Annotated in this window: 11 protein-coding genes; 5 read left to right on the top strand and 6 right to left on the bottom strand. The window is 71.8% G+C overall.

Annotated elements, in window-relative coordinates; genetic code table 11:
• The first annotated feature begins 140 nt into the window (after positions 1-140).
• From ACFZBD_RS23540 to obgE, 5 genes are all read left to right on the top strand, one after another.
• Complete coding sequence (locus ACFZBD_RS23540; protein ID WP_391142642.1) at positions 141-3,929, top strand: Rne/Rng family ribonuclease; 3,789 nt, start codon at positions 141-143, stop codon at positions 3,927-3,929.
• Between the two features lie 93 nt (positions 3,930-4,022).
• Positions 4,023-4,952 carry a UTP--glucose-1-phosphate uridylyltransferase GalU gene (gene galU / locus ACFZBD_RS23535; RefSeq protein WP_391142640.1) on the top strand — a complete coding sequence of 310 codons (930 nt, stop codon included), beginning with the start codon at positions 4,023-4,025 and terminating at the stop codon, positions 4,950-4,952.
• 249 nt (positions 4,953-5,201) lie between these two features.
• Complete coding sequence (gene rplU, locus ACFZBD_RS23530) at positions 5,202-5,522, top strand: 50S ribosomal protein L21 (RefSeq protein WP_114036861.1); 321 nt, start codon at positions 5,202-5,204, stop codon at positions 5,520-5,522.
• Between the two features lie 14 nt (positions 5,523-5,536).
• A complete protein-coding gene (gene rpmA / locus ACFZBD_RS23525) occupies positions 5,537-5,791 on the top strand; it encodes a 50S ribosomal protein L27 (protein WP_030961848.1) in 255 nt (84 codons plus the stop codon).
• A gap of 107 nt (positions 5,792-5,898) precedes the next feature.
• The gene (gene obgE, locus ACFZBD_RS23520; protein WP_391142636.1) at positions 5,899-7,338 is read left to right on the top strand and encodes a GTPase ObgE; all 1,440 of its coding nucleotides are present in this window, start codon (positions 5,899-5,901) and stop codon (positions 7,336-7,338) included.
• 154 nt (positions 7,339-7,492) lie between these two features.
• On the opposite strand, the gene ACFZBD_RS23515 is transcribed toward obgE, so the two are convergent.
• From ACFZBD_RS23515 to ACFZBD_RS23490, 6 genes are all read right to left on the bottom strand, one after another.
• Positions 7,493-9,028: a DUF6020 family protein gene (locus ACFZBD_RS23515; RefSeq protein ID WP_391142635.1), complete on the bottom strand. Its 1,536-nt coding sequence runs from the start codon at positions 9,026-9,028 to the stop codon at positions 7,493-7,495.
• A complete protein-coding gene (locus ACFZBD_RS23510; protein ID WP_391142632.1) occupies positions 9,025-12,609 on the bottom strand; it encodes a CDP-glycerol glycerophosphotransferase family protein in 3,585 nt (1,194 codons plus the stop codon). The genes ACFZBD_RS23515 and ACFZBD_RS23510 overlap by 4 nt, the downstream gene beginning before the upstream one ends.
• 71 nt (positions 12,610-12,680) lie before the next feature.
• The gene (locus ACFZBD_RS23505) at positions 12,681-14,915 is read right to left on the bottom strand and encodes a CDP-glycerol glycerophosphotransferase family protein (RefSeq protein ID WP_391142630.1); all 2,235 of its coding nucleotides are present in this window, start codon (positions 14,913-14,915) and stop codon (positions 12,681-12,683) included.
• A gap of 62 nt (positions 14,916-14,977) precedes the next feature.
• Positions 14,978-15,883 (bottom strand): glycosyltransferase, encoded by a 906-nt coding sequence (locus ACFZBD_RS23500; protein WP_391142629.1) that lies wholly within the window; start codon positions 15,881-15,883, stop codon positions 14,978-14,980.
• Complete coding sequence (locus ACFZBD_RS23495; RefSeq protein WP_391142628.1) at positions 15,880-16,611, bottom strand: glycosyltransferase; 732 nt, start codon at positions 16,609-16,611, stop codon at positions 15,880-15,882. The genes ACFZBD_RS23500 and ACFZBD_RS23495 overlap by 4 nt, the downstream gene beginning before the upstream one ends.
• Positions 16,608-17,021 (bottom strand): DUF2304 family protein, encoded by a 414-nt coding sequence (locus ACFZBD_RS23490; protein ID WP_391142626.1) that lies wholly within the window; start codon positions 17,019-17,021, stop codon positions 16,608-16,610. The genes ACFZBD_RS23495 and ACFZBD_RS23490 overlap by 4 nt, the downstream gene beginning before the upstream one ends.
• Positions 17,022-17,124 lie beyond the last annotated feature (103 nt).

The raw sequence follows: 17,124 nt of genomic DNA, 5'->3' as shown, positions 1-17,124 counted from the left end.
CGCGTAGGGAACCGGCGAGCCAGACATCAGCTCCCGTGCGGCGCCCGCGCCCCGGACGGCGGCACCGCGCATCTCGCGCGATCGTGCCGCCGGACCGGACCAAGACGCGGCGCCCGGGAGCGTGACGGGAGAAACCCCGCATGCTCGAGCCGAACGAAGAGAACAACAACGCACCTGGTGACAAGCTGCCGCCGCGCCGCAGGCGCCGCGCAGCCTCCCGGCCGGCCGGACCCCCGGTCGCCGCGGACACCACCACCGAAGCCGCCGTGGAGACGCCCGCCGAGGCGCCCGTAGCGGCCGCCCCGCAGGAGACCCCGGCCGAGGAGCCCGCCGCGCCCGCGCCGCGCGCCCGCCGTCGTGCCACCCGTAAGGCCACCTCCGCCGAGGCGCCCGCCGAGCAGCCCGCCGAGGCCGTCGCCGCGGCGCCGGCCGAGGCTGCCGCGCCGGAGACCCCGGCCGAGGAGTCCGCCGCGCCCGCGCCGCGGACCCGTCGCCGTGCCACCCGCAAGGCCACCTCCGCCGAGCAGCCCGCCGAGGCCGTCGCCGTGACGCCCGCCGAGGCGCCGGTCGAGGCCGCACCCGTGCAGGAGGCGCCGGCCGAGGAGCCTGCCGCGCCCGCGCCGCGGACCCGCCGTCGTGCCACCCGCAAGGCCACCTCGCCCGAGGCCCCGGCCGAGCAGCCCGTCGAGCCGGCCGCGGAGACCGCCGTCGCCGAGGCGCCCGTCGAGGCCGCACCCGTGCAGGAGGCGCCGGCCGAGGAGTCCGCCGCGCCCGCGCCGCGGACCCGCCGTCGCGCCACCCGCCAGGCCACCTCGCCCGAGGCCCCCGCCGCTCCGGCCGGCGAGACCCTGCCGCAGGAGACCGTCGAGCAGATCACCGCCGACGAGCCCGAGGTCGCCGCCGCCGAGAAGGCCGCCACCCGCGGCCGTACCCGCCGCCGCGCCGTCTCGCCGCAGTTCACCGCCGAGCCGGTCGTCGCCCCCAAGGCCGAGGAGACCTCGCGCGGTCGCCGGGCCGCGCGCCCCGCCGTCGCCGTCTTCCAGGCCCCGGTCTTCACCGAGCCGATGTTCCAGACCCCGGAGACCGCGGCAGCCGCGGCCGCCGCCGAGGCCGTGGAGGAGCCGGACGAGGAAGAGACCGTCGAGACCCCCGAGCCGGTCGCCGAGACGGTCGAGCGACCCGAGCCCGCCGGCCGTCGCCGCCGTCGCCGCCGTGGCGAGCCCGCCGCGGAGGCCGAGCCCGTCGCCGTCGAGCCCGTGCCGGCCACGGTGGCCGACGAGCCCGAGGTCGAGGCGGAGGAGCCCGAGGCCGAGGCCGACGACACCGACGAGTACGAGGACCGCCCGTCCCGCCGTCGCCGCCGGGGCGGCCGTCGCCGTCGCCGTGGCGAGCTCGCCGAGACGGAGGAGCCCGACGAGGCCGAGGAGGCGGAGGAGCCCCACGCCGAGGACGAGGAGTCCGAGGACGAGTCCGACGCCGACAGCGACGACGACGAAAGCGGTTCCGCGTCCGGCAGCAGCAGCTCCCGTCGCCGTCGCCGCCGTCGCCGCCGCAGCGGTGACGCCTCCGGCGAGACCGAGGCGGGCGAGGACGACGGCGTCCGTACGGTCGTCAAGGTCCGCGAGCCCCGCCCGGCGCGCGAGAAGACCGAGCCGTCCGACGAGGTGCAGTCCATCAAGGGCTCCACGCGTCTGGAGGCGAAGAAGCAGCGCCGCCGCGAGGGCCGCGAGCAGGGCCGCCGCCGCGTCCCGATCATCACCGAGGCCGAGTTCCTGGCCCGCCGCGAGGCCGTCGAGCGCGTCATGGTCGTCCGCCAGAACGGCGAGCGCACCCAGATCGGCGTCCTGGAAGACGACGTGCTCGTCGAGCACTACGTCAACAAGGAGCAGGCCACCTCGTACGTCGGCAACGTCTACCTGGGCAAGGTCCAGAACGTGCTGCCGTCCATGGAGGCCGCCTTCGTCGACATCGGCAAGGGCCGCAACGCCGTCCTGTACGCCGGTGAGGTCAACTTCGAGGCGCTCGGCATGGCCCACGGGCCGCGCCGCATCGAGACCGCCCTCAAGTCCGGCCAGTCCGTCCTCGTCCAGGTGACGAAGGACCCGATCGGCCACAAGGGCGCGCGTCTGACGAGCCAGGTGTCCCTGCCCGGGCGCTACCTCGTGTACGTCCCCGAGGGCTCCATGACCGGCATCAGCCGCAAGCTCCCGGACACCGAGCGGGCCCGGCTGAAGACCATCCTCAAGAAGATCGTCCCCGAGGACGCGGGCGTCATCGTGCGCACCGCCGCCGAGGGCGCGAGCGAGGACGAGCTGCGCCGTGACGTCGAGCGTCTGCAGGGGCAGTGGGAAGAGATCCAGAAGAGGGCCAAGAGCGGCGGCGCGACCAACGCGCCGACCCTCCTCTACGGCGAGCCGGACATGACCGTCCGCGTCGTCCGCGACATCTTCAACGAGGACTTCTCCAAGGTCATCGTCAGCGGTGACGACGCCTGGGAGACCATCCACGGGTACGTGAACCACGTCGCCCCGGACCTGACCGACCGCCTGTCCAAGTGGACGAGCGAGGTCGACGTCTTCGCGACGTACCGGATCGACGAGCAGCTGATGAAGGCGCTGGACCGCAAGGTCTGGCTGCCGAGCGGCGGCTCGCTGGTGATCGACAAGACCGAGGCGATGATCGTCGTCGACGTCAACACCGGCAAGTTCACCGGCCAGGGCGGCAACCTCGAGGAGACCGTGACAAGGAACAACCTCGAAGCGGCCGAGGAGATCGTGCGCCAGCTCCGGCTGCGCGACCTGGGCGGCATCGTCGTCATCGACTTCATCGACATGGTCCTGGAGTCCAACCGCGACCTGGTGCTGCGCCGTCTCCTGGAGTGCCTGGGCCGGGACCGGACCAAGCACCAGGTGGCCGAGGTCACCTCGCTCGGCCTGGTCCAGATGACCCGCAAGCGGGTCGGCCAGGGCCTCCTGGAGTCCTTCTCCGAGACCTGCGTCCACTGCAACGGCCGCGGTGTGATCGTCCACATGGAGCAGCCGACCGCCCCCGGCGGCGGCGGTGGCGGCAAGCGCGCCAAGAAGCGCGGCCGCGGTGGCGCGGAGCACCACGAGCACGAGCACGAGCACGTCGAGAGCGCCGCGACGGCCGAGCCGGAGGAGACCGAGACGGTCGAGACGGAGGCCGAGCTGGCCGCCGAGGTCGCCGCTCCGGTCGCCGTGGCCGAGCCCTTCCGCCCCGACGAGGAGCTGTACAGCAGCGCCGCCGAGGCCGAGGCCGCCGCCACCCGCGGCCGTGGCCGCCGCCGTGCGACCCGCAAGGTCTCCGCGCCGGCCGGTCCGCCGGTCGTCGAGCCCGCGCCGGTCGTCGAGCCGGAGCCGGTCGTGGAGGCCGCGCCCGTCGTCGAGCCGGAGCCGGTCGTCGAGGAGGCCCCCGTGGCCGCCCCGCCGAAGGCCCGCCGCCGTGCGACCCGCAAGGCGACGGCACCTGCCGGTTCCCCGGCCCCGGCGCCGGTCGTCGAGGCCGAGCCCGTGGCACCCGCCGCGGAGCCCGCGCCCGAGCCGGTCGTGGAGGCCGCGCCCGAGCCGGTCGTCGAGGAGGCCCCCGTGGCCGCCCCGCCGAAGGCCCGTCGCCGGGTGGTCCGCAAGGTCACCGCGCCCGCCGGGTCCCCGACGGGCGCCGAGGAGGCCGCCGTCGTGGTGGTCGAGTCGCCGGCCGCTCCCGTGACCGAGGCGGCCGAGGCCGACGTCGAGGCCGAGGCTCCCGCCCCGGCCAAGAAGACGGCCCGCAAGGCCGCCAAGAAGACGACGACGACCGCCAAGAAGACCGCCGCCAAGAAGACGACGACGGCCAAGAAGACGGCTGCCAAGAAGACGACGACCGCCAAGAAGACGGCTGCCAAGAAGACCGCCGCCCCCACGCAGGACTGACGGGGCACCGACGCAGCCGGCCCGTGTGGGCCGTCCTCGCCCGAGGACGGCCCACACGGCTTTGACACGATTCGGAAAACAGGAACCAGCCCGATGAACAACATCCCCACCACGCGCGTCCGCAAGGCCGTCATCCCTGCCGCCGGTCTGGGCACGCGGTTCTTGCCGGCGACCAAGGCGACTCCCAAGGAGATGCTGCCGGTCGTCGACAAGCCGGCCATCCAGTACGTGGTGGAGGAGGCGGTGTCGGCCGGTCTGGAGGACGTCCTGATGGTGACGGGGCGCAACAAGCGCCCCCTCGAGGACCACTTCGACCGCAACCACGAGCTGGAGTCCGCCCTCACCCGCAAGGGTGACGAGGAGCGCCTGGCGAAGGTGCAGGAGTCGAGCGAGCTCGCCACCATGCACTACGTCCGCCAGGGCGACCCCCGCGGCCTCGGCCACGCCGTGCTCTGCGCGGCCCCGCACGTCGGCGACGAGCCGTTCGCGGTCCTCCTCGGCGACGACCTGATCGACCCCCGTGACCCGCTGCTCGCCCGGATGCTGGAGGTCCTGACCCGGCGCGGCGGCAGCGTCGTCGCCCTGATGGAGGTGGACCCGGCCCAGATCCACCTCTACGGCTGCGCCGCCGTCGAGATGACCGAGGACGCCGACGTCGTGCGGGTCACCGGCCTGGTGGAGAAGCCGGACCCGGCCGACGCGCCGAGCAGCTACGCCGTCATCGGCCGCTACGTCCTGGACCCGGCCGTCTTCGGCGTGCTGGGCCGGACCGAGCCCGGCCGTGGCGGGGAGATCCAGCTGACCGACGCCCTGGAGACCCTGGCGCGTGACGAGTCCGTGGGCGGACCCGTCCACGGCGTGGTGTTCAAGGGGCGCCGCTACGACACGGGCGACCGCGGCGACTACCTCCGGGCGATCGTCCGCCTCGCGTGCGAGCGCGAGGACCTCGGCCCCGAGTTCCGCGCCTGGCTGCGCGGCTTCGTCGCCGAGACCGCCGAGACCGCCGAGACCGCCGAGGCGTGACGCCCGGCCCGTGCGGGGCGCCCCCGGGCGCCCCGCGGGGCCGAAGCGGTACGGTCCGCCGAATTTGACCCCTTGCGGCACCGGCCCGTAACCTTGACCGTCGGCGTGTCGTATGACGTGCCACTCCCCTGAGCACCCTCCTCCCGTCCGTCGGGAGAGGCCGCTCGTCCACTTCCGGATCACCGCGGGCCTCGGCCCGTGTGAGCGGCTGGCATCAGGGGTCCGTTCCCGAGTGAGAGAGAGATCCGCGTGTACGCCATCGTGCGCAGCGGTGGTCGCCAGCACAAGGTTGCTGTCGGCGACATCGTTGAGGTTGACAAGATTTCCACTGCCAAGGTTGGCGACACGGTCGAGCTCTCGACCCTGCTCGTTGTCGACGGCGACGCCGTGACCAGCGACCCGTGGGTCCTGGCCGGTATCAAGGTCACGGCCGAGGTCGTGGACCACCACAAGGGCGCGAAGATCGACATCCTTCGCTACAAGAACAAGACCGGCTACCGCCGTCGCCAGGGCCACCGCCAGCAGTACACGGCGATCAAGGTCACCGGCATCCCCACGGCTGCGAAGTAAGGGACTGAGGAGAGATGGCACACAAGAAGGGCGCATCGTCCACTCGGAACGGTCGCGACTCCAACGCTCAGCGGCTCGGCGTGAAGCGCTTCGGCGGTCAGGTCGTCAACGCCGGTGAGATCCTGGTCCGCCAGCGTGGCACCCACTTCCACCCGGGCGCGGGCGTCGGCCGCGGCGGCGACGACACGCTGTTCGCCCTCAACGCCGGTGCGGTGCAGTTCGGCACCCACCGTGGCCGCAAGGTCGTGAACATCGTTCCGGTCGCCTGATCGGTTCTTTTGCGGAGGCGGACCTCACTTCCCGTAACGGGAAGCGGGTCCGCCTTTCGCGTGTTACTAGATAGACATTCCGTACGTAAGTAAATGGAGGCACACCCATGACCACCTTCGTGGACCGCGTCGAGCTGCACGTCGCCGCGGGTAACGGAGGCCACGGCTGCGCCTCCGTTCACCGGGAGAAGTTCAAGCCGCTCGGCGGCCCGGACGGTGGCACAGGCGGCCGTGGCGGCGATGTGATCCTGGTCGTCGACCAGTCCGTCACCACGCTCCTCGAATATCACCACTCGCCGCACCGCAAGGCGACCAACGGCAAGCCCGGCGAGGGCGGCAACCGCTCCGGCAAGGACGGCCAGGACCTCGTCCTGACCGTGCCCGACGGCACCGTCGTCCTCGACAAGCAGGGCAACGTCCTCGCGGACCTGGTCGGCGAGGGCACGACGTACGTCGCCGCCCAGGGCGGCCGCGGCGGCCTCGGCAACGCGGCGCTCGCCTCCGCGCGGCGCAAGGCGCCCGGCTTCGCGCTGCTCGGCGAGCCCGGCGACCTGGGCGACATCGTCCTGGAGCTGAAGACCGTCGCCGACGTGGCGCTCGTGGGCTACCCCAGCGCCGGCAAGTCCTCCCTCATCTCCGTCCTCTCGGCCGCCAAGCCGAAGATCGCGGACTACCCCTTCACCACGCTCGTCCCGAACCTGGGCGTCGTCACCGCCGGCTCGACGGTCTACACGATCGCCGACGTTCCCGGCCTGATCCCGGGCGCCAGCCAGGGCCGCGGCCTCGGCCTGGAGTTCCTGCGCCACGTCGAGCGCTGCTCGGTGCTGGTGCACGTCCTGGACACGGCGACGCTGGAGTCCGACCGCGACCCGGTCTCCGACCTCGACGTCATCGAGGAGGAGCTGAGGCAGTACGGCGGCCTCGACGACCGGCCCCGGATCGTCGTCCTCAACAAGATCGACATCCCGGACGGCCAGGACCTCGCGGAGATGATCCGCCCGGACCTGGAGGCCCGCGGCTACACCGTCTACGAAGCGTCCGCCGTGGCGCGTACCGGCCTGAAGGAGCTCTCCTTCGCCCTGGCCGAGATCGTGGCGACCTCGCGCGCGGCCAAGCCGAAGGAGGAGGCGACCCGGATCGTCATCCGCCCGAAGGCGGTCGACGACACCGGCTTCACGGTCACGTACGACGGCGACGAGGACGTCTACCGGGTGCGCGGCGAGAAGCCGGAGCGCTGGGTCCGCCAGACCGACTTCAACAACGACGAGGCCGTCGGCTACCTCGCCGACCGCCTCAACCGCCTCGGCGTCGAGGACGCCCTGATGAAGGCGGGCGCCCGCGCCGGCGACGGCGTCGCCATCGGCTCCGAGGAGAACGCGGTCGTCTTCGACTGGGAGCCCACGATGATGGCCGGCGCCGAGATGCTCGGCCGCCGTGGTGAGGACCACCGCCTGGAGGCCCCGCGCCCGGCGGCGCAGCGCCGCCGCGACCGGGACGCCGAACGGGACGAGGCGCAGCGCGAGTTCGACGACTTCGACCCGTTCTAGCCTCCCGCCCGCCCCGGGCAGAGCGTCGGCGCCGCGCCGGATTCCCCACGGAGTCCGGCGCGGCGCCGTTTCGTCTCGCGGTGCCGGGAGCGCCCGGCGAACGACGAGGGGCCCGGCCGTCGCCGGCCGGGCCCCTCGTCGGATCAGGGAGCTGTCAGTGCACCCGTTCCGGTTCGGGCTCCGGGTCGCGCTCCTGCGTCGGCTCCGCGGCCGCCGCCTTCCGCGTGCCCTGCTTCCCGAAGCGCGGCTTCGCGCCAATCAGCGGGATCGTCAGGATGCCGATGAACATCGGGGCGAACATGTAGCGCGCCAGCGGGGCCGGGTTCGCCGCCACCACCGTCAGCTGCAGCGCCAGCGGGATCGCCACCAGCGCGAGCGGCGTCCAGGTCCGGTTGCGGCGGGAGAACCACAGGACGACCGCGTAGGCGGCGTAGCACCAGATCGCGCCCCGGAACAGCAGCCACTGCAGCTGCGGCGTCTTGCTGGCCATCCAGGTGAAGTACGCGGCGTCGTTCAGCGGCTCCGCCAGCGGACGGATCTTCAGCAGCGGACGGTACGGGCTGTCCCGCATCTCGTCGTTCCAGTCCGCCCAGCCGAAGAGGTTCTTCGGCACCGACGGCGGGCTGATCAGCGTATGGCCCATCAGCTCCCTCGGCCCGGGGAACGGCGACCAGGCGATGTGCGAGCGGCACAGCCGCGCCGCGATCATCTGGTCCGGGGTGCGCTTCATGGTCCGCACCCACAGGTCGATCAGCTCGCTGTTGAGCCGCGCCGCCGCCTTGCGGTCCATGGGCTTCTTCATCGCCCAGTCGGCGTTGTAGCAGTTCGCCGCCCGGCCGCTCCAGTGGTCCAGCGGGGCGACCTTCGCCATCAGCTCCTTGTCGGCCTTGGTGAAGGTCTGCGGAACCTTGCCGTAGACCACGGCGATGTCCGCGTAGTTCATCGCGTACACCTGGTCCTTGGTCGGCGTCTGCACGCCCAGGGCCGGGTAGACCACCGTGTTGAGCCCCGCCGCGATGACCACCGGGACGACCGTCGCGAACAGCAGCCAGCGCCGCATCCTCGGCAGCACGAGCAGCAGCACCGGCACCGCGATGACCGCGACGAGCAGGCCGTTGTTCCGGAAGATCCCCATGCACACGAAGCCGAGGAAGAGGACCGCGATCTCGTTGCGGAACGCCTTGTCGCGGACGGACTCCTCGCCCCGCATGCGCCGGGCCGCGAGCCGGCCGGCCGCGCCGAAGGCGAGGATCCCGCCGATGGCGAAGGGCACGTCCTTCCACACGTACACGGTGAAGGTGCCGATTGAGGGCAGCACCGCGCACGCGATCGCCGCCGTGGCGCTCCACTTGCCCCGCACCCCGAACCGGCGGAGCGTCACCGTCACATAGGCGAGGGACGCGGCCATCGCCACGGACTGCAGGAGCGTGAGCGCGGCGAGGTCACCCGTGATCTGGAGCGAGAGCCACACCAGGCCGTCATAGGCCACCGAGTGGTTCGACATCCAGTGACCGGTGGTGACGTGCCAGACGTACGAGATGGAGTCGTAACTCATCCCGCCCGGGTAGAAGGCGGCCCACCAGACCAGGAAGATCAGCTGAGTGACCGCGTACACCGCGAGGGGCAGCCGCCGCTGAGCCGGGATCCGTTCCAGCCGTTCGCTGACGTAGGGAATGGTCGGCAGTCTCAACGCTTCTCCGCGGGGTCGGGGGACGTTCGGTCGGGGTACGCCAGCTCCAGCATCCGCGTGATCACGCGCTCGGAGGCGTGGCCGTCGTCGAGGTCGCAGAAGACGTCCCGGAACTCACCGTACGCCTCGGTGTAGCGGCCGCTGATGCGCTCGATGTCGCTCAGCGCCTCGATGAGTTCGTCGGAGGTCTGGAGCAGGGGGCCGGGAGCCCGCTTCTCGAAGTCGAAGTAGAAGCCGCGGAGCTGGTCCCGGTAGTACTCGAGGTCGTACGTGAAGAACAGCATCGGCCGGCCCGTGTTCGCGAAGTCGAACATCAGGGAGGAGTAATCCGTGATCAGCACGTCGGTGATCAGGAACAGTTCGGCGATGTCGGGGTAGCTGGAGACGTCGTAGACGAAGCCGTCGCCCGCGCCGGGGACGGCGTCGACGATGTTCGAGTGCTTGCGGACCAGCAGGACGTGGTCCTCGCCCAGCCGCGCGGCGGCCTTCTCGACGTCCAGGCGCAGATCGAACTTGTAGTTGCCCGCCTGGTAGAACTGGTCGTCCCGCCAGGTCGGCGCGTACAGCACGACCTTCTTGCCCTCCGGCAGACCGATGCGCTCGCGCACCGCGCGCGCCAGGTCCTCCGTCTTGTCCGACAGCAGGACGTCGTTGCGCGGGTAACCGGACTCCAGGACCTCCCCCTCGTACTGGAACGCCCGCTTCATGATCGGCGTCGAGAAACGGTTGGGGGAGATGAGGAAGCTCCAGCTCGGAGTCTCCTCGGCCACCTTGGAGAGGTACTTGCGGTCCGCGAACTGCACGCTGTCGATGTCGTGGCCGATCCGCTTGAGCGGGGTGCCGTGCCAGGTCTGCACGATCACCTGGCCCTCACGGCGCCTGATCCAGTGCGGCAGATGGGTGTTGGTGACGATGAAGCGGCTGCGGCCCAGGGCCTCGTACCACTCCCGGCTCCAGCGGCGGATGACCTTGACGCCCTCCGGGATGTGCGCCCGGCGGTCCTCCACGACCCACACGTGCTCCAGCTCCGAGCCCTGCCGCAGCAGCTCCTCGTAGACCGCGCGCGGCGAGTCGGAGAACTGGCGGCCGGAGAAGGAGGCGTACAGCACGGTGTCCCGCAGTGGCGCGGTGCGCGCCTCGGTGTACAGCGTGGTGCGCAGTTCCCGCTGGCGGTACCAGCCGAACTCCTCGGTGCCGAGGTCGGGGGCCGCCTCGACCAGCAGCCGGTCGTAGAACCGGTGGGTGAGGGTGTAGTCGCGGCCGCGGACGGTGAAGCCGACCGGCAGTTCGCCGAGGGAGGCGGGCACGACCCGCAGCGGCACCTCGAAGCGGCTCTCGGCGGTGCGGGCGAAGAGGTACCAGCGGCCCTGGCGCAGCGGGACCTCGGTGATCCCGGTGGGAACGGGCAGGAAGTCGGCGCGGAAGACGCCGTCCTCGACGGTGACCGGGTGGGCGTGCTCCTCCGCGTGGCGGCTGTGACGCAGCACCAGCTCGACCGGCTCGTCGACCGTGGCGGGCACGGAGCCCTCCAGGACGATCCGTCCCTCGGGGGTGACGGTGATGCCGCCGACCATGGGCTGGACCGGCTGGGTGCGCAGCACGAGCCGGCCGATGCCGTCGTTGGTCACGGCGATCGCCCGGGTGCCCCAGGGGGCGGTGGCGTCGGCGGTGACGGGGTGCTGGCGGCCCAGGTCGCCGTGCCTGTCGTCGACGGCGACCGGGAACTTCCGCTTGCCGGCGAGGACCAGCTCGGCCGACCACTTGTCGGTGACCTCGGGGTTCTCCGAGTCGCGGCCCTCGACGTCCAGGTCCGCGAGCGGGACCCGTACGGAGAACTCCTGGGCGCCGGAGGCGGCGGCCGTCCGGGTGACCGGGTACTCCAGCGTGGCGCCGGAGGTCCCGTGCGTCAGGCGGAGCGTGCCGCCCGCGCCGGGCGCCACGGCCTCGTGGCCGAGGACACCGGTCAGCTCGATCGCGCCGTCCACGGCACGGTGCCCGGTCAGCCGGGCGCGCACCCGGTCGACGCGGACGTAGAGGTGGCTGTCCAGGACGTACGGCACGACGCGGACGTCGTCCTCCACCCAGAACTGGGCGGGGCTCTCGGCGCTGCCGCTCTCGCCGGCCTTGAGGCGGGTGCGGCGCACCACGCCCTGCTGCACGGTGGCGACGGTCAGCCGCCAGACGCCGTCGCGCCAGCCGCCGCGGGCCTTGAGCTTGCCCGGGTCGAGGTCGAGGGCGAAGCCCGACCAGTCGTAGTTGTGCAGCGACTGGCCCGACGTCTGGGTGGCCCGGGGCGCCTGCGTCCGGCTGGGCCGGACCAGGACCGTGCGCCGGCTGCCGGTCTCGCGCAGCATCAGGACGCGCAGCGCGGGCTTGGGCTTCTCGGCCGCCAGGTTGCGGATGTAGGCGTGGCCGTCGATGTGCAGCCGGCCGCCGCGCCAGCTCACCTCCTCGACGCGGGCGCGCGCCGAGAAGTCGGAGTCCACCCGCAGGACCTGGCGCGGGACCTCGCCCTTGGCCCGGTCGATGACGGGGTAGTCGGCGAAGTGGCGCAGCCCCTGGCGGGTCACGGGCACCGCGCGGCCGGTCTCGCGCTCGAAGGCGAGGAGGTCGAGGAGCTCCTCCAGCCGCCCTTCGGAGATCAGGTGGCACTTCAGCCGCAGGGAGACCGTCAGCCGGGGCATGATCCGCGGGTCGACCCGGCTGAGGAAGTCGGCGGCCCCGGACATGAAGAGCGTGCGGAACTCGTCGCCGGCCTCGTCGAGGACGCCCATGAAGAGGGGCAGCTCGTCGCTGATGAAGATCTCGTCGTACCAGCGCTTGTGCTCCGCGTACGCCTCGCCGGGCTGGGAGGCCAGGAAGCGGCTCACGGAGTCACAGGAGCGGATGCGGTCGCGGACGTTGACCGGCTCGGTGCGGCGCTGGGTGATCGACGGGGCGCCGCCGGTCCGCTGGCGCCAGAGGTAGATCGGGTCGCCGAGCACGTCCACCGAGGAGGCCCGGAAGTGCGCCGGGAGGGTGACCGGCGCGTCCTCGTAGAGGATGCCGGGGAACTCGAAGGCGTGACGGTCCCAGAACGACCGGCGGAAGACCTTGTTCCAGGCGGTGCGGTCGTAGACGAGGGCCTTGTCCCGGGTGATGTGCGTCCGGGTGCGGCTCTTGCCCAGGCGCTTCTCGTGCAGCGGCGAGGGAAGGACCTCGCCGGCCTTGAGGAGGTTGACGTTGCCGCTGACGAAGTCGGAGCCGGTCTCCTCCAGGCTGGCGACGCAGCGTTCGTAGGCGTCCGGGAGCACGATGTCGTCGCTGTCGACGAACGCGAGGAACTCCGTACCGGGGGTGAGATGGGCCACCCCGGTGTTGCGCGCCGGGCCCAGTCCCTTGTTCTCCTGCTCGACCACACGGAAACGCGCGTCCTCCGCCGCCCAGCGCCGCGCGATCGCGAGGCTGCCATCGGAGGAACCGTCATCGACGACGATGGCTTCCCAGTCGGTGAAGGTCTGGTCGACGAGTGACTGCAGACACTCGTCGAGAAAGAGCTCCACGTTGTAAACGGGAACGACTACTGACAGGCGGGGAGGCATGGGGGTACTGCGCCTTTCCTCAAAGTGTTCGTGCGTGACGGCGGCGGCCGGGCTCGCCGGACACGGTAGCTCTAGCCTCGTGCGGGAGGGCTCGGGCGCTCCGGTGGGAGCGCCACCGGCGGTACATTCTCCTGGTTCAGGAAGACCTTCCGCACCACACGCTCCGCCGCGAAGCCGTCGTCGAACTCACAGAAACGTCTGCGGAACGCCGCCCGCGCCGTGGCGGACGCCTCGTCCGACCATCGTCCGGAGAGGAAGACGTCGAGCAGGTCCTCCTCGGTTTCCACCACGGGGCCCGGAGATTCGACGTGGATGTCGAAGTAGGTCCCGCGGGTGGCGCGGTAGACCTCCCAGTCGTTGGCGAAGACCACGATGGGCCGGTCCAGGTGGGCGTAGTCGAACATCAGTGAGGAGTAGTCCGTCAGCAGGCAGTCGGCCGCGAGGTACAGCTCCTCGACCGACGGGTGGCCGCTGACGTCGAGGACGCCGTGGGCCGCGGGGCCGCCGGCGTCCGGGGCGTCCAGGTGGAAGTAGTGCGCGCGGGACAGCACGGTGTAGTCCTCGCCGAGCCGGTGGGCGAAGCGCTCCAGGTCCAGCAGGGGGCGGGGGGTGCCGTGGTAGTCGCGGTGGGTCGGGGCGTAGAGGACGACCGTCGAGCCGGGGGCCACGCCGAGCTTGGCGCGGGCCTTCGCCCGGTCCTCCTCGGTGGCGTGGACGAGGACGTCGTTGCGCGGGTAGCCGTAGTCCAGCGGGGTGTACTCGGCGGGGTAGGCGCGGTCCCAGATGGCGGTGGTGAAGCTGTTCGCCGAGATGCTGTAGTCCCAGCGGTCCACCCGCTGCATCAGCGTCGGCAGGTCGAGGTCGCCCTGCGCGACCGGGAACTCGGCCAGGTCGACGCCCATCCGCTTCAGCGGGGTGCCGTGGTGGGTCTGCACGTGGATCTGCCCGGGCCGCTTGACGACCCGGGTGGGGAAATTCACGTTGTTCACGAAGTACTTGCCCCGGGCCATGGCGCGCCAGAAGCCGAAGGAGCCGGGGTGGACGACGTTCGTGCCGGGCGGCGGGGTGTTGCGCGAACCGGGCTTGAGGATCCAGGTCGCCTTGACCTTGGGGGCCAGTTCGAGGAGCTTCTGGTGGATCGCCGCCGGGTTGCAGGCGTAGTCGGTGTTCCAGTACGCGGCGAAGACGGCGACGTCGTTCTGGACCGGGAGCATGCGCTGGGCGCGGTAGTAGCCGGCCAGGACCGCCGTGCGCAGCGGCTTGCGCAGGGTGCGCGGGGCGGCGCGGAGCCTGCGGGCCGAGCGGTAGGCGCCGCGGGCGACCTTCCGCAGCGGCACGGGGAGGCGGGTGGCGACCTTGCGGGCCGTGGACGTCGAGCTCTGCGGCGCGACGTGGCCGGCGGGGCGGTGGGCGCGCTCGGCGGCCAGGAAGCGGGTGCGGAACTCCTCGCGGGCGTCGTCGGGGAGCCGGCCGGGGGAGCGCTCGATCACCCGGAAGTGCGTGGTCATCCGCTCGTAGAGCGCGCCGTGCCAGCGCTCGAACTCCGGGTGCGCGGCCAGGAACGCGAAGACCAGCTCGTACTGGTCGAAGACGTCGAAGTGCTTGCGGCTGCGGCTGTGCAGGATGCTGCCCTGGCGCCGCTGGCGGTAGTGGACGCAGACCCGGGGCAGGACGGCGATCCGCTCGGCGGCGACCATGACCGGATAGGTCCAGGGGGTGTCCTCGTAGTAGCCCGTGGGGTACTCGAAGCCCCAGCGCTCCACGAACGCACGGCGGTACGCCTTGTTCCAGGCCACCTGGAGCAGGCCGAGGAGCTCGGGCTTCTCGTCCAGCGCGAAGGCGCCGCGGGGGCTCTCGGCCAGCACCGCGGCCTTGGCGTTGGGGGTGATCCGACCGTCCCAGTGGGTGCGGGAGTAGTCGAAGACCAGCAGGTCGGGGTCCTCGGTCTCCTCCAGGCGCCGGGCGATCGCCTGGAGGGACCCGGGCAGCATGGTGTCGTCGCTGTCCAGGAAGAGCAGGTACGTGCCCCGGGCGCGGGTCATGCCGACGTTCCGGGCGCGGCCCAGACCGACGTTGGCGGTGAGCTGGACCGCCACGACCCGCTCGTCCAGGGCCGCGTACTCGTCCATGATCTCGCCGCAGGCGTCGGGCGAGGCGTCGTTGACGGCGATGACCTCGAAGTCCCCGAAGGACTGGCTCAGCACGGAGTCGAGGCAGTCGCGCAGAAACGCCTCGACGCCGTACGCCGGCACGATGATGCTGAACCGGGGTACGGCGGGCCGATCTGCTGCTTGCGTAGGAGTCATGTGGCTACCAGGGGAGGTTCAGCGGGGCGGCCGGACCGCGTCCGGCCGCCCCGGGAGGACGTTCACGGAGTGGAGGTCAGGGCGTAGCCGAGCAGGCGGCGTACGGCGGCCGACTGGCGGTGCCGCAGGGCCCCGGGGAGCAGCGTCAGCGCGTGCAGACGCATGGACAGGTGCCGGCGGGCCGCCTTCGCGGCCTTCGGCCAGCCGTGCCGGTCGAGTTCGTCGGCGACCTCGTTGAAGAAGCGCACGGCCTCGCCGAAGCGGGCGCCCGTCATGGCCTCGGCCGAGGAGAGGCTGCCGGAGTGGCGGCGGTAGCGGAACGCCGTCGCCGGGTCCACCACCAGCTTCTCGCCGCGCCGGATCAGCTCGATGATCAGCGCCAGGTCCTGGATGACCGAGAGGTCCTCGCGGAAGCTGATCTCCTTGACGACGTCGGCGCGCCAGGCGATCGAGGGGAAGTACAGCCAGTTCCCGCCCAGCAGGTTCGCGGCGAGCGGCTCGCCCGACAGGACCAGCCGGCGGCCGTCGTTCTTCGGCGCGTACAGCCGCCGCTTGACCTCGTCGCCCAGGGTGGTGGAGGGGTTGCCGTGCTCGTCGATGACCTCGACGCCCGGCTGGTAGATCGCCGCGCCGGGCTCGGCGGCCACGGCCGCGCGGATCGTGGCCACGTAGTCCGGCAGCAGCAGGTCGTCGCTGCCGAGCATGGTGAAGTGGGTGGACTCCACCAGCTCCACGCACTTGCGGAAGTTCTTGGTGATGCCGAGGTTCCGCTCGTTGCGCTCGTAGCGCACCCGGCTGTCGCCGAGGGAGGCGAACCACTCGGGTACGCCCTCCTCGCGGCCGTCGTCGACGACGGTCAGCCGCCAGTCCTTGTCGGTCTGGTCGAGCACGCTGCGCACGGCGGCCTGGAGGAGACCGGTGTCGCCGTAGTGCGGCAGCATGATGTCGAGCGTGTCCACAGCGGTCACTTGCCCTTCCGCGCGGGGCCGAGGGCGGACCGCCGGCTGAGCGCGAGCAGCAGGATCATCCCGATCCGGCCGAGGTACATCGTGGCCTTCCAGGGCGACTGGCTGGGCGTGCCGGTGGCGCGCGGACGCATGGCCACGGGGACCTGCTCGATGCGGTAGCCGGCCCGGACCACGGCGATGGTGCTCTCGACGGTGTCGCCGAGGTACTCGACGGGGTACCAGTGCGCGAAGACGTCGATGAGGTCGCGGTTGCAGGCGCGGAAGCCGGAGGTCACGTCGGTGAGCTTCGACTTGGCCATGCGGGAGAGCCAGAAGGCGAGGACGAGCATGGCCCACTTGCGGGGGCCGCGGGTCTCGTACTCCCCGGTGCCGGCGAAGCGCGCGCCGATGACCAGGTCGGAGCGGCCGAGACGGGCCAGCAGCTCGGGGACGTTGCGCGGGTCGTGCTGGCCGTCGGCGTCGACCTGGATGGCGACGTCGTAGCCGCGGTCGTGCGCGTAGCGGTAGCCGGCGCGCATGGCACCGCCGACGCCGAGGTTGTACGGCAGGGTCATCACGGTCGCGCCGGCGGCACGGGCCACCGCGGAGGTGTTGTCGGCGGAGCCGTCGTCGACGACCAGGACGTCGACGCCCGGCAGCGTGGTGTGGACCTCCTTGACGACGTCGGCGACGCCGTCGGCCTCGTTCCACGCGGGCATGATGATCAGTACGCGCTTGCCGTCGATCACTTGCCGCCTCCCTGCTCCGCCGAGTCGGCCGTCTCCCCGGCGCGCGTCTGCGCGGTCGGCGTCTCCTGGGCGGCCGCTGCCTGCGACCGCAGCTCCTGCACGTCCAGTCGCAACAGCGCGACCTCCTCCGAGAGCGTCCGGCCCTCCTCCTCGAGGTGGCCGACCTCCCAGCTGAGCTGGAGGCAGACGATGAACAGGAACGCCACGCTCAGGAACAGGATGAGGCTGACACCCGACGCGACGCCCACGGCGCGGGCGACGGAGTCGAGCACCCTCGGGAAGAATCCGAGCGGAATGATCACCAGTCCGGTGATCACCCAGAGGAACGCGTACTTCTCCTTGAGCTTGCGCCGACGCAGCAGCTCGACGATGCACGCGACCAGAATGACTCCGGTGACCGAAGTCAGCATCCACAACTTCATGCCGGACTCCGGTGTATCGGACGACTCATGGAAAGGGCCTGTCTACTCTTCCGGGCTGAGCGGCTGGGAGAAAATGCGCCGCTTGAATTGC

Origin of the sequence: Streptomyces sp. NPDC008121, from assembly GCF_042957155.1 — a bacterium.
Taxonomy (GTDB): Bacteria; Actinomycetota; Actinomycetes; order Streptomycetales; family Streptomycetaceae; genus Streptomyces.
Note: the sequence above shows the minus strand (reverse complement) of the source record. Positions and strands in the feature narration are given on the sequence as shown.